General features: G+C 57.2%; 13 protein-coding genes. 9 read left to right on the top strand and 4 right to left on the bottom strand.

All coding sequences use genetic code 11. The features are described from left to right. Positions 1-21: 21 nt before the first annotated feature. Entirely contained in the window at positions 22-1,806 is a 1,785-nt protein-coding gene (locus ACR0NA_RS18855; RefSeq protein ID WP_480731616.1) for an FAD-dependent oxidoreductase, read from the top strand. Between the two features lie 35 nt (positions 1,807-1,841). Next, a complete protein-coding gene (locus tag ACR0NA_RS18860; protein ID WP_480731619.1) occupies positions 1,842-5,123 on the top strand; it encodes an adenylate/guanylate cyclase domain-containing protein in 3,282 nt (1,093 codons plus the stop codon). A 21-nt stretch (positions 5,124-5,144) separates the two neighbouring features. On the opposite strand, the gene ACR0NA_RS18865 is transcribed toward ACR0NA_RS18860, so the two are convergent. Both ACR0NA_RS18865 and ACR0NA_RS18870 read right to left on the bottom strand, forming a co-directional pair. After that, positions 5,145-6,080 (bottom strand): polyprenyl synthetase family protein, encoded by a 936-nt coding sequence (locus ACR0NA_RS18865; protein WP_170652765.1) that lies wholly within the window; start codon positions 6,078-6,080, stop codon positions 5,145-5,147. Next, on the bottom strand, positions 6,077-6,553 hold the full coding sequence (locus ACR0NA_RS18870; protein ID WP_170652763.1) for a hypothetical protein: 477 nt from the start codon (positions 6,551-6,553) through the stop codon (positions 6,077-6,079). Before ACR0NA_RS18870 ends, ACR0NA_RS18865 begins: the two co-directional genes overlap by 4 nt. 213 nt (positions 6,554-6,766) lie before the next feature. Between ACR0NA_RS18870 and ACR0NA_RS18875 the strand changes: the two genes are divergently transcribed. The 3 genes from ACR0NA_RS18875 (at position 6,767) to crcB (ending at position 7,916) form a co-directional block, all read left to right on the top strand. Next, positions 6,767-7,096 (top strand): hypothetical protein, encoded by a 330-nt coding sequence (locus ACR0NA_RS18875; RefSeq protein ID WP_480731622.1) that lies wholly within the window; start codon positions 6,767-6,769, stop codon positions 7,094-7,096. A 65-nt stretch (positions 7,097-7,161) separates the two neighbouring features. Continuing rightward, positions 7,162-7,557 (top strand): fluoride efflux transporter FluC, encoded by a 396-nt coding sequence (locus ACR0NA_RS18880; RefSeq protein ID WP_480731624.1) that lies wholly within the window; start codon positions 7,162-7,164, stop codon positions 7,555-7,557. After that, positions 7,554-7,916, top strand: coding sequence for a fluoride efflux transporter CrcB (crcB, locus tag ACR0NA_RS18885; protein WP_480731626.1), 363 nt, complete (start codon positions 7,554-7,556; stop codon positions 7,914-7,916). Before ACR0NA_RS18880 ends, crcB begins: the two co-directional genes overlap by 4 nt. Positions 7,917-7,942: 26 nt before the next feature. Here the strand turns inward: crcB and ACR0NA_RS18890 are convergent, their stop codons facing one another. Beyond that, positions 7,943-9,520: an FMN-binding glutamate synthase family protein gene (locus ACR0NA_RS18890; RefSeq protein ID WP_480731628.1), complete on the bottom strand. Its 1,578-nt coding sequence runs from the start codon at positions 9,518-9,520 to the stop codon at positions 7,943-7,945. 104 nt (positions 9,521-9,624) lie between these two features. Beyond that, the gene (locus ACR0NA_RS18895) at positions 9,625-11,367 is read right to left on the bottom strand and encodes a thiamine pyrophosphate-dependent enzyme (protein ID WP_480731631.1); all 1,743 of its coding nucleotides are present in this window, start codon (positions 11,365-11,367) and stop codon (positions 9,625-9,627) included. A gap of 395 nt (positions 11,368-11,762) precedes the next feature. Between ACR0NA_RS18895 and ACR0NA_RS18900 the strand changes: the two genes are divergently transcribed. Genes ACR0NA_RS18900 through ACR0NA_RS18915 form a run of 4 tightly spaced genes read left to right on the top strand, consistent with a single transcriptional unit; the run spans position 11,763 to position 17,327 of the window. After that, the gene (locus ACR0NA_RS18900) at positions 11,763-13,862 is read left to right on the top strand and encodes a hydantoinase/oxoprolinase family protein (RefSeq protein WP_480731633.1); all 2,100 of its coding nucleotides are present in this window, start codon (positions 11,763-11,765) and stop codon (positions 13,860-13,862) included. Next, entirely contained in the window at positions 13,862-15,526 is a 1,665-nt protein-coding gene (locus tag ACR0NA_RS18905; RefSeq protein WP_480731636.1) for a hydantoinase B/oxoprolinase family protein, read from the top strand. Before ACR0NA_RS18900 ends, ACR0NA_RS18905 begins: the two co-directional genes overlap by 1 nt. Continuing rightward, positions 15,523-16,590 (top strand): pyridoxal phosphate-dependent aminotransferase, encoded by a 1,068-nt coding sequence (locus tag ACR0NA_RS18910; RefSeq protein WP_480731638.1) that lies wholly within the window; start codon positions 15,523-15,525, stop codon positions 16,588-16,590. Before ACR0NA_RS18905 ends, ACR0NA_RS18910 begins: the two co-directional genes overlap by 4 nt. After that, entirely contained in the window at positions 16,587-17,327 is a 741-nt protein-coding gene (locus ACR0NA_RS18915; protein WP_480731640.1) for a maleate cis-trans isomerase family protein, read from the top strand. The genes ACR0NA_RS18910 and ACR0NA_RS18915 overlap by 4 nt, the downstream gene beginning before the upstream one ends. The last annotated feature ends 17 nt before the right edge of the window (positions 17,328-17,344 follow it).

Here is a 17,344-nt window from a genome sequence, read left to right on the forward strand (position 1 = left end):
CCCAACAAAGGTGGTGAATAAATGCATAAGGTTTCAATTGTTGGCGCCGGGATCGCTGGTCTTACGGCAGCACTAAGACTTTTAGAACGTGGCTTTCACGTAACCCTTTATGAACAGGACAATTTTATAGGTGGGATGTTGCGATCTCACAAAGAACACGATCACGGAGAATGCCCGCGCGAACACAGCTATCACATGCTGTGCAATTGGTATTACAACTTCTGGTCGGTCGCCAAAGATCTGGGAATCGAAAAGAACTTTACCCCTCGGGAAAGTTTTAAGTTTCTGTACAAGGGGCATCTGGATGACATGCCCGAGATGGTCAACCCGGGCGGAATTCAGGACTTTTATCGAAACCTGACAGGTGGTGCAGCTCCAACGGAGGAGTTGTTCCTTTTCATGTATTCGATGGTCGACCTGCTTTCTATCCCGGACAGCGAAGACGACAAACTTGACCGGATGTCCTTCAATGGCTGGTTGCGTGGCCGGCCTTATTGCACGGACGAAGTTGTGAGCCTGCATGAAAAAATCTGGCAGACGGTCTGGGCAATCGACAGCTGGCAGGCCTCTGCCCGCAGCTACAAAACGTTTCTGAAGTACGGCAACCGCGTTCCGGTTCCTCAGCTCTGGCTTTTCGACGGGCCCAAGAAGGACACGCTGCTCGACCCGTTTCTGAAAAAACTCCATTCGTATGGGGACAAGTTCGAAATAAAATATCTGCACCGGATAAAGGAAATTCATCCGGACAAATCCGGCCAGAGGATTGGCAAACTGGTTTTCGACGAGGTTACCAAATCGCCTTCGGTCTATACGGACTGGAAGGTCAAAAAGAAAAATATCGTGGCTGACGTCTCGGATCAGAACGTCATCATCAGCGTTTCGCCGGGTGCGTTCGCGTCCATGGTCACGAACGATCTGTACATTGCCGATCCTGATCTTGGACAGGTCCGCTATCTGGAAGCCGAGCCCATGGCCTCGGTCGAGCTTTATCTCAATCGCAAGCTCGATGACATTCCGGACGAAGTCGTAGTGTTCATGGACGCGCCATATGAGATGACATTCTTGAACTATTCCGCCACATGGGGCCTGGAAAACACGTTCCTCTATGTCACCGTCTCGGACTTCAAATCACTGCTGTCGGTCGAACCCGAGCGTCGGGATGCCAACAATAACGTCATTCTTGATTTGAAGAATCCCAAGACCGCCATCGATTATATCTTGCGCGAAATTGTGGAAAATCTGGATTTGACGGTTGCAGATATCGATCTGTACCAGACCTCTGTCGAGACGAACACGGGCGAGGAGTTGTTCGCCAACCTGACCGGTAGCTGGGCCCATCGTCCCGAGGTACAGACGGGGTTTTCGAATATGTTCCTGGCAGGAACATATGTCAGAAACTTCGCTGATGTCTCGACCGTAGAGGGTGCCTGCGCCACAGGGCTGATGGCGGCAGAAGGCGTGCGCAAGATGGCGCAGCTGGAACCGAACAAGGGTGAAGTGGGCACGCCCATCGAAATGATCACACCGGAATTTTATCCAAGCCAGATGTTCCAAGCGCTGAAAGTGGCATGGGCGCCACTTGCCGCCAGTGCAAAAGCCTGGTCATTCGCGGACAAAACTCTGGGGATCAACAAATTCTGGCCACCCAAGGACTTCAAACTTCCCAAATCCAAGTTCACCCCCAGCCCCGATGACCTGGGATCGCTGTTCACCGATTGGTTACCTGCCAGCAAGTGGGACAAAAAGACAATGGGTCTGGGCCCATTGTTCTGGAACTACACGGTTGACGGTAAACGGCGGAAATAGATACGAAGTTAAGTAAGTAAGTTCAGAGAAGACCCATGACAACAAAGACAATTGAGGCGTGGTTAAGTGAAATTGGCTTGCCTCAATACGGTGAAGTGTTCGAAGAGAACGGCATCGACCTGGATATTCTAGGGGATGTGACTGACGAGCACCTGAAGGAAATGGGTGTTTCGATCCTTGGCCATCGTCTAAAGATCGCCAAAGCCATTGCCACGCTTAGCTCTGCCTCGGTCGCAGCCAAGCCTAGCGGAGCGATGGCCAGTGAAGAAGCAGCTGAGCGGCGACATCTGACGATTATGTTCTGTGATCTTGTCGGCTCGACCGCACTTTCGGCCCGGCTTGATCCGGAAGACTACCGCGATCTCATGGCGCTTTATCAGGCCACGGTTTCCCGTTTTGTTATCAAGGCGGGGGGACACGTCGCGCAATACCTTGGCGATGGGGTCGTTGTCTATTTCGGCTATCCTGTCGCACAGGAGGATGCCGCAGAACGGGCCTGCCGATCTGCCCTTGAAATTGTCGAAGCGGTTGCGTCGCTCGACACGACGGCGGGGGAATCCCTGCAAGTGCGTATCGGCATTGCGACCGGTACGGTTGTGGTCGGGGATCTTGACCGCAGTGGTGTGGATTCCACCTCGGCCGTTGCCGGGGACACACCCAACCTTGCCGCCCGTCTGCAAGGGTTGGCAAAGCCGGGGCAGATCATAATCGGCGACAGGACCCACTCCCTATTGGGTGATATGTTTGTCTATAAGCCCCTGAAGAACATTCAGCTGAAAGGTTTCGCACCGGGACAGGTCGCATGGCGCGTCGTTTCCGAAGCGCAACGTCAGGAGAGGTTTGCCGTCACATCCGCACGCAAAACGCTGACACCACTGGTTGGCCGAGAAAAAGAACGCGCGCGCCTGATGGCGGCGTGGGATGACGTTAAATCCGGGAAAGGCAGGGTTTGCCTTGTATCGGGCGAGGCCGGTATCGGCAAAAGCCGCCTGTCCTACGAAATTGTGAACCAGGCCAAGATTGAAGGCGCGCGGGTTTTCCACCTTCAATCCGCACCCTATTTCGAAAACACGGCCCTCTATCCCATCCGGCGTAGGATCGAGCATATGCTCGATTTCTCGGTCGAAGATGACGACGACGTGCGGCTGGACAAGCTGGAAAAGCTGGTCGTCGCCGAGGGGGATCTGGGTGAGGCGCGCGCCCTTATGGCGTCGCTTTTTTCATTGCCTTGTGACAGATATCCGTCACTCAACCTTTCACCGGCGCTGCAAAAGGCCCGCACGAACGACATGCTGATCGAGCAGGTCATTGTGCAGGCAAAGCAAGGTCCCTTGCTTGTGCATTTCGAAGACCTGCACTGGATCGACCCCACATCGCTTGAGCTGTTGAATGGCTTCGTAGAAAAGCTGGTCGATCATCCGATTTTGCTGCTGGCGACCAGCCGACCGGAATTCAGCCCCGAATGGGACGCCGACCATCTTGAAACCCACAAGCTCTCGCGACTTTCAACTGCCGAGGTCGAAAGATTGTTGGACAGCATCACGCAAGAGAAGGCCTTTACGCCCGAGCAGCGCAAACAACTGCTGGACCGCTCTGATGGGGTGCCGCTGTTTGCCGAAGAACTGACCCGCTCCGCTATGGAAGCCAAGGACAGCGTGGATCTGGTGCCCGAAAGCTTGCAGGACAGTTTGATGGCCCGTCTCGACAAGCTGGGTTCTACCCGTGAATTCGCCCAGATCGGGGCGGTGATCGGGCGCGAATTCGATATCGATCTACTGGCACAGGTCACAGACACACCACTAACCGATCTTTCGGATTCGATGGAGCAACTGGCCGAGGCCGATCTGGCCTACCCGTCTGCAAAGGGCAACAGCTGGATGTTCCGCCACGCGCTAATTCAGGAGGCCGCATACCGGTCGATCCTGCGCAAGCGTCGATTTCAGCTGCACGGAAAGATCGCGACAACGCTGGAGGACAAGTTTCCCGAGCGGTGCAAATCGGGGCCTGAACAGGTTGCAAACCACTTCGTGGCTGCGGGCCTTGGGGACCGATCGGTTTCCTACTGGCTGACAGCAGGGAAATCGGCATGGGGACGGGCTTCGATGAAGGAAGCCTTGGTACAGCTAGGTCACGGGCTGGATTTCGTCAACGAAATCAAAGACCCGGCCGAGCGTGCCAAGCTGGAGCTTCAGCTTCAGTCGACCATCGGTGTCGTCCATTTTGCAGCAACCAGCTATGCCTCGCCTCAGGCGCAGACGGCATTCGAGCGAGCGCGCGAGCTGTTTGGAGATGTGGACGATTCCGATCTTCGCGTCGCCGTTCTGTATGGAATAGGTGCGTTTCAAACCATGCGAGGGGATGTCGAAGCAGGGCACAAGACTTTTGCTGCGCTTGCGGAAGAGGCCGAGCGCAGCGGAAACGCCCGTTACGAAATCTACTCGGACGCCATGCAGTGCTGGTCGCATTTCAACCGCGGTGACTATGCCGAGTCCGTTCGATATGGCGAGCGCGTGCTTGAGCTGTATGATCAGGGTGTCTGGGACCAACCCGGTCCGCGCCTTTCCGCCGCCGAACCAAAGGTGATTTCCGAGTGTTTCCGTGCGGCGGCTCTCTGGTCATTGGGGTATCCCGAACAGGCTGTGAAGGTCGGGAATGATATTCTTGAATATACCCGCACCCTGCCAGACCCGTATTCACTGGTCTATGCGCTGTCGAATGGCGTCATTCGCGTGCACGACTGGAACGGCGACTGGGATAAGGTCATGGAGCTGACCGAAGAATGCAGCGCGGTGGCCAGCGAATACGGATATGGATTCCTCGGGCTGTGGGGATCGTTCTGGCGCGCACGTGCGATGGCGCAGAAAGGTCAGCTGGAAGAAGCCGAGCAGATGACCGCAAAGGCGGCGGCCGCCTGCAAGGCCGCTGGCGTTCACTACCACCGTGTCTGTTTCGAGGCCAACCACGCGCGCCAGCTTATTGCAATGAACCGGCTGGAGGATGCGGCAACTGTGCTGGACGATCTGCACGGGCCGTTGACCGAAGGGGGCGAATTCAATCACGCCATTGAACTGAATCTTGTCAAAGCCGAACATGCGCTGGCTTGCGATGACAGGTCAAAGGCCGAAGAATTCTATCAGGCTGCTCTGACATTGGCCGAAGAACGGTCGGCCCTGTCCTGGCAGTTGCGCGCGTCACTTGGTCTGGCGTCTTTGCGAACCAAAAAGGACATTCGCACAAGCCTTGTCCAACCCGTCTACGCGCAATTTCAGGAAGGTCATTCGACCCAATACCTGACCGCCGCCAAAGAACATATTTAGCAGCGCACAGGTTCGCCCGCGTCAGCGGGCTTCGCCCAGTGCGCGGGTGCGATCGACCAGAGTGATCAGCTTTTTGGGATCTTTTGCGAACCGTCTGGCCTCAGCAATCGCGCTTGCGGCAATTCGGTCCAATTCGGCCTCGGCTTCCGGCAACGCTGCGCGAAAGGCTTCGGCCAAAGCGTCATAGTTGTCCGGGTTGGGGTTGCGGAACATCGCTGCCACCTCTGGTTCGCGCACTGCGATTGCCGCAGGCAGGGTCAGGATGCCGTCGCGGATGTCTTCTTCACCTCCACCGCCAAGTGCCTCGGTGCCCCGCACATCCGACACGTCGTCACACGCGTGGTACAGCGTGCCCAATAATGCACCGTACTGGCGCAGACCTTCGCTGCGGTCCCCCAGACAGGCGGCCACCTCGAACATGGAACCGGTATCTTCCTGCGCCAGCCGCCGCCAGTCTTCGACGCCGCGGGGCATCTTGCGGCTGTCCCATTGCATCACCTCAGCCACACCCAGACGCGACATCAGTTCGGACAGTAGGGAAATGACCTGTGGGTCCCGGGCCATTATCCGATACCCTTCCGCAACCATAAAGCCGGATGTCATCAGCGCAGTCAGTTGCCCGAAGGCCGTGTGCATTGTCGGCTTGCCGCGACGCTCATCCGATTGGTCCAGAATATCGTCAACGACCAGCGTCATGTTGTGGAACAATTCCAGCACCAGAGCTGCCTGAATGGTGTCGTCCGATACCTCATCGCCGCCCGCCGCCGTTTGGCAGGCAAAAATCGTCAGCGGCCGAAAGTACTTTGACCCCGCAAGAAACTGCTCGCCGAGCTGGGGCTGCATTTCCGGCGGTGTCGATTTCACCCACTCACCAATTGCAGCGCGCAGCGTTTCGGTTTCAGCCTCAAATCCCAGCTCCGGAATGATCCAGTCGGAGCGAACGCCTTCGTTATTCATGATTTGGGCTTTGCATAACGGCGAGGACCATCCAGATCATCATCGTCCGAATTCACCACATTGCGGAGTTCCGCTTCGATATCCATCAAGTCGCGCTGCAAAAGCTTAGCCTCACTCATCGACAATTCCGAGATTTCGCGCAGGATAGCGCGCGCCTTGTCCAGCAACACCAGTTGCTGTGCTTCCAAAGATTGCCCTTTGGGTTCGGGCACGATCGCCTCAATCGCGTCCACGCCCTGCGTCCCGATGATTGCGGCAACCTGCTGCCAATACCGCAGGGCCGAAGTCAGCCATCTGGCCTGTGCCTGAGCCAGCAGGTACATCACATCCGACTGAAATCTCCTGCCGCCGGTTTCATGATCTTTCAGGGACGCCAAAACGTCCTTCAGCGCTGAAAGATACATGGCCGCCATGTCGTCAATTGACGACGGATCATGAAATGTCTTGCGTGACGGGTCGCTATCCTGATCCATAAATCTATCCTGTTAACTGTGGTTAACATGCTTCAACATTCCCGCCGAAAAGGAAACAGTTATTCTTCACTTTCCGGGGGTTGGTAGGAATACTATCCAGGTTTGAGCAGTTCGTAACCAAAGCAACCGAGGGCAGGCAATCCCGGGATTTGCGTTGGAACAGGAATATGCAATGCTCTAGGTTCATCCTTGTTATTTATTGTTGGAAAACCCATGAAACATTATCTTTGCACGGCTGCTCTTTGCCTGAGCGCTACCGCAATGCCTGCGTTTGCAGACGAAACCTGCCCCTGGGCCGGAGGAGAGTACGAATTCAAGGAACACGGTATTTATGGTGACTTCACCGTCAACGGCGACTGCACCCAATTGGTCTGGAGCCGACTAAGCGACGGGCCCGAAACAACCGCGCTTGCAAAGACCAAGGGTGGTTGGGAAGGAAAGCTTGAAAAGGCAGACGTGGAGCTGCTGGACAATGGTCGCAATCTCAGGATCACCGGTAATGGCGGTGCCATGCGGCAGGCCAGCGCCAAGAGAAAGAACTAAATTCTGAAAACGGCATGCTGTCATGAAACCTGCATCCATTTGGCGGGGACGAGTGTACGAAAACGGTGACCGGTCTGCGTGAACGTATTTTGATGTATGGTGCCGTCTTTGTTGGCGGCGCATTGGGGTCGCTGCTGCGCGAGGTTTTTGCGCTGGAAATCCCCGGCGCGCCTTTTCTGACGGCGACTTTCGGGATCAACATAGCGGCCTGTCTGATGCTGGGCTGGCTTTATGCTGTCCGGCATCGCGTTCACGCCCATGTAATACACTTGGGTGCTGTCGGCTTCTGCGGCGGATTATCAACATTCTCATCATTCGTGGCAGAGCTTGAAAGGCTGGCCCAAGACGGAATCGGTTACCTATCCGTGGCCATTCTGTTCGAAATTGCCTTTGGTCTGGGCGCTGCGATACTGGGTGAGGCGATCGGGCGGCGCTATCACGCGCAGAAAAAGCAAAGATGAACGAGTTTTACCTGCACGCCGCATTTGCCTTGGGGGGCGGTCTGGGTGCCGTTCTGCGCCACTGGCTTACCCGTGTTGTCACCCATGAACTGCCCTTGTCCACATTGATCGTAAATGTGGCCGGCTGCCTTCTTCTGGGCCTCTGGCTCGGGCACCTTGGAGACCTTCCAACAGTGCCCGAAGAAGAACGCCGCCTTGTCTTTGGCTTTTGCGGTGGGTTCACTACCTTTTCGAGCTTTGCCTACCAGTCGCTTCAGCTCCGCCGTGAACGCACCGTTCTGATGGCTACTGGCAACGTTTTACTAAGCCTCGGCCTGTGCTGGATCGCGCTGTGGATCGGGTTGCACCTCAGCATGTGACAGACCTCGGCTTAGTATAATCAGGGTCAGAAGTGGCTGGCAGACGCCCGTTCCCAATTGGCTGCATAAGGTTCCGGCACTTCGCCATTCAACAGCGCGCCATCCGTCAGAAACGTATATAACTCGGCATAGCTCCGCTCCCTTTCGTCGGCAGTCCGCCGCAGGATATCCGCAGGCTGCAGTTCACGAACGGTTTGCCGGCCCATCGCACCCAAAATCTCACGAAAGCTCTCCAAAGTGGTGTCGTGAAAGCGGTGAACGCGCTGCCGTTTTTGCGGCACATTGATTGCGCGTGCCCGCACCGGATCCTGAGTGGCCACGCCGCTAGGGCAGCGGTTCGTATTGCAGTGCAGCGCCTGAATGCATCCGACCGCAAACATCATGGCCCGGGCCGAGTTGCACATATCTGCCCCCAACGCGAACTTTTCGACCAGATCATAACCGGTGGCGACCTTGCCCGAACAGATTATTCGCACCTTGTCACGCACTCCGATCCCCCGCAGGCAATTGTGAACGAAAATCAACCCTTCGTTCGCCGGCACGCCCAGACGGTTCGAATATTCGACCGGTGCAGCGCCAGTACCACCTTCAGCCCCGTCGACCGTGATGAAATCTGGCAGAATACCGGTTTCGAGCATCGCCTTGCATATCCCCATAAACTCTGATGGGTTCCCGATGCAGAGTTTGAACCCTACGGGCTTGCCGCCCGACATCTCGCGCAGATGTTGCACGAATTTCATCAGCCCCTCGGGCCCGTCAAATGCTGAATGAGTCGGAGGGGAAATCACATCCTTGTGCGGCTCAACCCCGCGAATTTCCGCAATCTCCTCATCCACCTTGGCTGCGGGCAGTACGCCACCATGGGACGGTTTTGCACCTTGGCTCAGCTTGATCTCGATCGCCTTGACCACATCTTTCCCGGCTTTTTCCGCAAACTTGTCCTTGTCAAAGCCACCTTCAGGCGTGCGGCAACCGAAATACCCGGTCCCGATCTGCCAGATGATATCTCCGCCTTCTGCCAGATGATGGGGGCTGAGGCCGCCCTCGCCCGTATTGTGTGCAAACCCGCCATCCCTTGCCCCGCCGTTAAGCGCTCGGATCGCCGTATGGCTTAGTGCACCGAAACTCATCGCTGACACATTCAGGCGAGACGCGTTGTAAGGCTTGTCGCATTGCGGTCCGCCCAGCGTGATCCTTTCTTCGCTCTTGTCCACTTCCTTTGGCGCCAGCGAGTGATTGGACCGGTGATAGCCGACCTTCATGATGTCATATTGTGTGCCGAAGGCTTGTGTATCCTGCTGCCCCTTTGCGCGAGAATAGACCAACGCGCGCGTGATCCGGTTGAATGGGCGACCGCTGTCGTTTGTTTCCACGAAATACTGGCGGATTTCGGGGCTGACGAATTCCAGCATGTACCGGAAATGCCCCAGAACAGGATAGTTGTTCAGGACGTTGTGTTTTGTTGTGGTCAGATCATAAAAACCAATCAGAACATAGGGGATGACAATCACCAGCAACCACAGGGCCGGTGTCCAGAGCCATCCCAGCAACAGCGTCAACGGCAGGCCGAGGAAAGCGACAGCGTAATAGATTTTGCGTACCATTCTTCCATTCTCCGACAGAAGTATTCCGTAGAGACCCCGGAGAGTTCCGGGATCGCAATGTCAGTTCCAGATGCGGCCGGTCAGATTTGCGCCGATAACCCACGTCACCATTGTGCCTTGAGTTCCTTGACCCAATTATCCCACTGCGCATGATCGCCCTTGGCCAGCAAAATACCTTCCTTGAGTTTGGACATGCCAAAACCCCAGGCCATGTCAGCCTTGATATGGGGCGGCATTACCAACTCACCCGGGGTTACCATCGCTTCGATTATGAAAGGCTTGCGGCTGACCTTGGCCTGAGAGATCGCATCCCTGATGTCGGCGGCATGTTCCACTCGGACGCCATCGCCACCGCACACTTTGGCGTATTCGGCAAAATTGGGGTTCACAAGATCGGTCGCCGCGGGGTTCATCGCATAGCCCGATACCTGCATCTCCATCTTCACGAAACCAAGCGTCTGGTTGTTGAACACGATCACCTTGATCGGCCAGTCATAACGTACCGCAGTCACAAAATCCTGCATCGACATGCCAAATCCGCCGTCGCCACAGAATGTCCAGACCTCGCGGCCCGGGTCCAGTGCCGCAGCCCCCAGTGCAGACGGCAGACCAGATCCCAACGATGAATGATTGAATGAACCAACCATGCGCCGACCGTCCTTCATCCGCGTTTGCCGCGCCACCCAAACCGTGCATTCCCCGATATCCATGGCAAAAACCGCATCGTCAGCAGCCTGATCCGAAATCTCGCGGGCAAACAGCTGCGGGTGCAACGGTTCGGAACTGCGCTCAAGACTCGCCTCTTGATCCTGCTGTTTCAGCCACTTGTTGCAAAGTTTGATCTGATAGTCGGCAAAATTGCGGTCACTTTTTTCCTCAATTTTTGGCAATAGCAGGTCCAACGTCGCCCCGGCATCTCCCAAAAGACCTGACGCAATCGGGGCGCGGCGACCCAGATTTTCGACGCTCCGGTCGATCTGCACGATCTTGGCCTTGTCCGGCAAAAACCACTCATATGGAAAGTCCGTGCCGATCATCACCAGAACATCGCAATCGCGCACCGCGTGGTACCCGCCGGGGTTGCCGATCAACCCGGTCATGCCGACAACGTTCGGATCGTCATAGTCGAAGATGTCCTTGCCTTTGAGCGAATGGGCAACAGGCGCATTCAGCCGCTCGGACAGGGCCATAACCTTGTCCTTTGCGCCGCGGCAGCCAACTCCAGCAAATATGGCGACTTTTTTTCCGGCATTGATGATCCCTGCTGCCCGGTCGATCTCACAATCCGGCGGGATCAGGATTGATGGCGTTTTCACCAGCGGATGCATCTGGTGCAGGCTGGGCACCGGCTTTTCCGACACATCCATGGGCAGTTCGATCCGGACCACTTCGCGGTTCAGCAGCGCGCGCTGCACGGCGATCTGGGCCAGTCGCGGCATCTGATCCGGGGTATTGATGACGGCCTGATAGGCGCAGACATCCTCGAACACCTTGTCCAGATTAACCTCCTGATGATAGCCGGTGCCGCGTTCGCGATGCGCCACCTGACCGGTGATCGCAACCACCCCGGCCCCTTCACGTCTGGCATTGTAAAGCCCGTTGATAAGGTGCAGCGCACCGGGACCAACCGTTCCTGCACAAATACCGATCCCGCCCGTCAGGTGCGATTGGGCATAAGCGGCATAGGCTGCGTTTTCCTCGTGGCGAACGCCGATCCATTCAAACCGGTCATCACCCCGCATCGCTTCCAGAAGCGGGTTGAGTGCATCACCCGTCACACCAAAAATCTGGTGACCCCCTGCGTCGGCGAGGATATCCAACAACACTTCGCAGACGTTCTTGCTCATCGGTCCCTCCGGTCTGGTCGGCGTACAAGCTACACGCCTGCCTTATGAAAAATGTGCAAATACTCTGGCCATAGTAGGTGGCCAAAACAAAAAAATGTAAAGTTTCAACAGGATTGCAGATACCCGTAAGGCTCGTGCACTCGGGATTTTCGCCAATTTCTGTAGTTTTGCACCTTTCAACGTGGGTGACGTACAAAAGGTTTTTGTCGCTCATAGGCATTTAGGTCGCAATTCGGCTTGCCGGAATCGCCACAACAGGCCCAACTGACACCATGATCAAACATTGCGTTCCAAATTGTCTGAACCGCCGTATCACCGGCTGCGATCTGGTCACCCGAGGCTGAGATCGGATTTTCCCGTATCTGATGCTTTGAAGTCCAGCTTTGGAATGCCCTATGACAACTCCTCCTGCATTGCGCCTTGCCATTGATATTGGCGGCACTTTTACCGACACCGTTCTTGTTTCAGGTGACGAGACCATTGTCGCTTCGACCAAGACCCTAACAACACACCAAAACCCCGCTGACGGAGCCATGGAGGGTGCCACCCGCGTCATGGCACAATCGGGTCGGCAACTGGGTCAGGTGACCGGGTTCATTCACGGCACAACTCTGGCGACAAACGCGCTGATCGAACGGCGCGGGGCAACCGTCGCCACCATCACGACCGAAGGGTTCCGCGACATCCTCGAAATCGCTTACGAAAGGCGATATTCGCAATATGATATCAATCTGGAAAAGCCCGATCTTCTGGTGCCCCGCGACAGGGCGCTGACCGTCCGCGAACGAATGTCCGCAGATGGAAAAGTCCTGATCGAGATGGACGATACTTCGATTGATGCGCTGTTGCAGCAGCTTGATGACAGCGGTGCCGAAGCCGTCGCGATCTGCCTCATGCATTCCTACGCAAATCCCGCGCATGAACGCCGGTTGCGCGATATTCTTGCAGACCGGCGACCGCAGCTGAAGGTTTCGATCTCGTCCAAAGTCAGCCCCGAGGCACGGGAATTCGACCGTCTCTGCACCACCGTCGCCAACGCCTATATCCAGCCGCTGATGGAAACCTATCTGTCACGATTTGCCGAGCGGTTTTCAACCGAAGGTGTGACTTGCCCGATCCTGATGATGACCGCTGGCGGCGGCATGTGCACCATCGACACCGCCGCGCGGTTCCCGATCCGGCTTGTTGAATCCGGCCCGGCCGGAGGTGCCATTCTGGCAGCCCGGATCGCGGCACGTTCAGGGCTGGAACAGGTACTTTCATTTGACGTAGGCGGCACCACCGCCAAGCTTTGTCTGATTGACAACGCCCGCCCGCAAACCTCGCGACAGTTCGAGATTGCCCGCGCAGCGCGTTTCATCAAAGGCTCGGGTATGCCGGTGCGAATTCCGGTGATCGAAATGATCGAGATCGGCGCGGGTGGCGGTTCTATCGCCGGGGTCGACCGGCTGGGCCGCCTGACCGTCGGACCCAAATCGGCAGGGTCGGAACCCGGCCCGGTGGCGTTTGGCCGGGGCGGCGCCGAGCCTACAGTGACCGACAGCGACATCGCGCTTGGTTATATCGTGCCGGACACGTTTGCCGAGGGGCATATCAGCATCGATCCGCAAGCCGCGTCTGCGGCTTTGGAAAGGGTCATCGGTGCGCCGCTGGACCTTGGTGCAATCGGTGCTGCCGATGGCGTCAGTCGGATCGTCGACGAAAGCATGGCCAGTGCCGGACGAATGCACGCGGTAGAAAGCGGCAAGGACCTGGGCGCGCGCACGATGATTGCCTTTGGCGGCAACGGCCCGCTGCATGCAAGCCGGGTGGCACGTTCTGCAGGAGTCGACCGGATCGTGATCCCACCCAATCCGGGCGTCGGTTCTGCTGTGGGGTTCCTGTTCGCGCCTGTCTCGTTCGAGATCGTGCGCTCACGCTATTCGTTGCTGAACGGTCTGGATGTCCAAGCGATAAATAACGTGTTCGACGAAATGATTGCCGAGGCACAGGCCGTCGTCTCGCAAGGCGCTGGGGATGCACCGGTTCAGACATTCCGCACCGCTTTCATGCGTTACAGCGGTCAGGGCCACGAGATTGAAATACCTCTGCCGAACCGGGCACTTGCCGAAGAAGATATCGTGCCACTGACAACAGCATTCGAGACAGAATACCAAAGGCAGTTTTCACGCCCCGTGCCAGGAATGGAGATCGAGATACTGAACTGGGCAGTCCGTGTGTCCACGCTGGATCGACCTGACCAATCAGTTCCGGCGATGCCACCCCCCGCCACGGTCAGCGTATCCGAGACCCGCCCGATCACCTGTGACATTGACGGTACGATCAAACAGGCCGCCTTTGTGGCACGCGACAGCCTGAAATCGGGCGACCGGGTCACCGGCCCTGCCCTGATCACCGAACCTCAGACAACGACGCTGGTCTCGGCCGATTTCTCGGCCCATGTGGACGGTGTTGGCAATCTGGTTCTGATCCGTGACCGGAAAGGAGTTGCATGATGAACATGACCGCGACAAACGACCTGTCCCCTGCCCGCTTGCAAGTGATGTGGAACCGGCTGTTGGCAGTGGTCGAGGAACAGGGACAGACCCTGATTCGCGCCGCCTTTTCCCCTATTGTCCGCGAATGCGGCGATATCTCAGCCGGTATATTCGACGCCAGAGGCCGCATGCTGGCGCAGGCCGTGACCGGCACACCGGGCCATATCAACACCATGGCCGAGGCAGTGTTACATCTGCGCGACCGCTTCCCAGTGCAGGACATGCAGCCGGGCGACATCTATATGACAAATGACCCCTGGCTGGCCTCGGGTCATCTGAATGATTTTCTGCTGATGATGCCAGCGTTCAGGAACGGCAGGGTTGTGGGTTTCACCTCGTGTACATCGCATCTGGTGGATCTGGGTGGTCTGGGCATGGGGCCGGAAGGTTCCGACATCTATGACGAGGGCCTTCTGATCCCGCCTTGCAAACTGGTCGAGGCCGGAGAGCCCAATGCTCTTTTACTCGACATCGTCCGCGCCAACAGCCGAGAGCCCATTGCCAATGAGGGCGACATCTATGCCCTGATCGCCTGTTGCGAGGCGGGGGTGAAACGGCTTTTGGACATGATGGAGGAATTCAGGCTCGACGATCTGGAGACGCTCTCACAATACATCATCGACACGTCGCGGCGCGGAACGCTGGAGGCCATCGCAGAGGTACCAGAGGGCATCTACAAGAATGCACTGAAGATGGATGGCTATGAAAACGAACTAGAACTGCATGCCACACTGACCGTCAGCAAGGATGGGATGCATGTGGATTTTGCAGGCACGTCCGGCTGTTCCCGCAAAGGTATCAACGTGCCGCTAAACTATGCGACCGCCTATACCGTTTTCGCGCTGCGCTGCATCGTGGGGCCGGACATTCCCAATAACGCAGGCTCGCTGGAACCCTTCACCGTGACGGGACCCAAAGGCTGCATCCTGAACGCGCAGCGCCCGGTTCCGGTCGCCATGCGGCACACGTTGGGTCAGGTGACACCTGATCTGGTACTCGGGTGTCTGCATCAGGCCTTGCCCGATGAAGTTCCGGCCGAAGGCGCATCCTGCATGTTCGATCTGCCTATGCGTCACGCGCCCGAGGTGGCGCGGGATGGAGGGCGCGAATTTGCCGTCGAACCCGTCCACAACGGCGGCACTGGTGCCCGCCCTCATGCAGACGGGCTGTCAGCTACCGCCTACCCTTCGGGGGTATACGGTTCTCAGGTCGAGATCACCGAAAGCGTAGCGCCTGTCACCATCTGGCGGCGCGAGTTGCGGCCGGATTCAGGTGGCGCAGGCAAATACCGGGGCGGGCTGGGACAGCGGATCGAGATGACGTCGGCGAACGGCGCTCCGTTCATTGTGTTTCTGTCGGTCGAAAGGCTGAAGTTTCCTGCGCTTGGCCGGGATGGAGGACTGCCCGGCGCGCCGGGACGCATCAGGTTTCGCGATGGAGGTGATGATATCCCCGGCAAAGGCGAGCTTCGGGTTGAGGCAGATGACTATCTGATTTTCGAAACCCCCGGCGGTGGTGGTTTTGGCGATCCGTCCGATCGCGACCCGAAAGCTATAGCGCGGGACCGCAAACGCGGGCTGGTGACCGAGGCCGGAGCCAAGCTGTACCGAGGTGCACCATGATCCGCCCCGTTCCTCATGTTCACGCGATGGCGGCCTATGCGCTTGCCGATCTTGGCGGGCCCGATACCATCTCACTGGCACAAAACGAAAGCGCCTTTCCGGCAAGCCCCGCAGCAATCGCTGCCGGGCGCGCGACGATGGATCAGGTGCCGCTCTATCCCGATCCGGAATGGACCGAAATGCGTGCGGCCATTTCCCATGTTCACGGGCTGGACCCCGCAAAAATCCTGTGCGGCGCAGGTTCGATGGAACTGATCGGTAGCCTGATCCGCGCATTTGCCGGGCCCGGTGATCGGGTTCTTGGCACTGATTACGGCTATGCCTATGTGGCCTCGGCAACCGCGCAGGTACAGGCGGATTATGTCAAGGCGCGCGAAGTTGATCTGACGGTATCGGTTGACGACATCCTTGCTGCGGTGACCCCGCAAACGCGGATCGTTTTTGTGTGCAATCCGGGCAATCCGACCGGGACCCTGATTTCAAACTCCGACATTCTTCGTTTGCGGTCGAACCTGCTCGCCGATGTGCTTTTGGTGGTGGATCAGGCCTATGCCGAGTTTGCTGATGCAGCTCAGGACCCCGGAGATATTTTTGGTTTGGTAGAACGGGGCGACACCGTGGTCATGCGCACACTGTCCAAGGCTTACGGGCTAGCGGGCGCGCGGGCAGGTTGGGGGTATTTCCCTCCCGAGATCGCCTATGAACTGCGCAAACTTCTGAACCCGAACAACATCTCGATCTGCTCTCAGTCAATGGCAGCCGCTGCCATGCAGGATCAGGCTCATATGCGGGAAACCGTGGCGCAAACTGCCGAAATCCGCGACGGTTTTGCCAAAGACTGCCGCAGGCTGGGTCTGGAGGTTCCCGACAGTCACACCAATTTCGTTCTGCTGCGATTTGATAGCCCTGATACTGCTCACCGTGCCGATATCGCGCTGCGCGAGGCAAAGCTGCTGATGCGCGGTATGGGTGGTTACGGCCTGCCCGACTGTCTGCGCGCCACGATATGCCAACCTCCGGTAATGGAGCGTGCGCTTTCGGTGTTGAAAGGAGTTCTGACATGACGATCCAGACACGAACACGCGCCAAAATAGGTGTGCTGGTTCCCTTCACCAACACCAATCTGGAACCGGACATGGAATTGATGCGCCCACCCGGCACCACTATGCATTTTCAACGCATGGGCGGTTACGACGTGGATGAGATTCCGGGCGCCGATCAGATGGCAGGTCTGGGCGCGTCGGATATCAGCCATGATCTGCGGATGATTTCAGGTGTCCGCCCAGACGCGGTGCTGTACGGCTGCACTTCGGCGACACTGACCCACGGACCAGAATTCGACACCGATCTGGCGCGGCAGATCAAAGCAGGCTCGGGCGCGGTTTCCCTGACGGCTGCCGGATCGCTGGTCGCGGCGATCAATGCGCTGGGGGCTGCCCGCGTTGGATTTTCCTCACCCTATCTGGGTGAAATAAACGAACAGGCCGTGGCGTTTCTGGCTGACAACGGGATCGAAACCGTCAAACGTGCCGATATCGGTCGTGAGCTTGGCAACTACGGGCAAGGCGAACTGACACCCGATGAGGTTTTTGAACTTGCCTGCCGGGCCGACCATCCGGACGCGCAAGCCATCGTACTCAGTTGCACCGACATGCGCGCAGTTGAGGCCGTCAGCCGGATCGAGGCTCATCTTAAAAAACCTGTTGTCACCTCGAACCAGGCCATGATGTTCTGTCTATTGCGCGCGCTTGGCTTGCCGCGGCACGACAACTTGCCCGGGGAACTGTTCAATCAGCTCTAATCTGCAGGTAATCATAG

The organism is Ruegeria sp. C11, assembly GCF_056537725.1.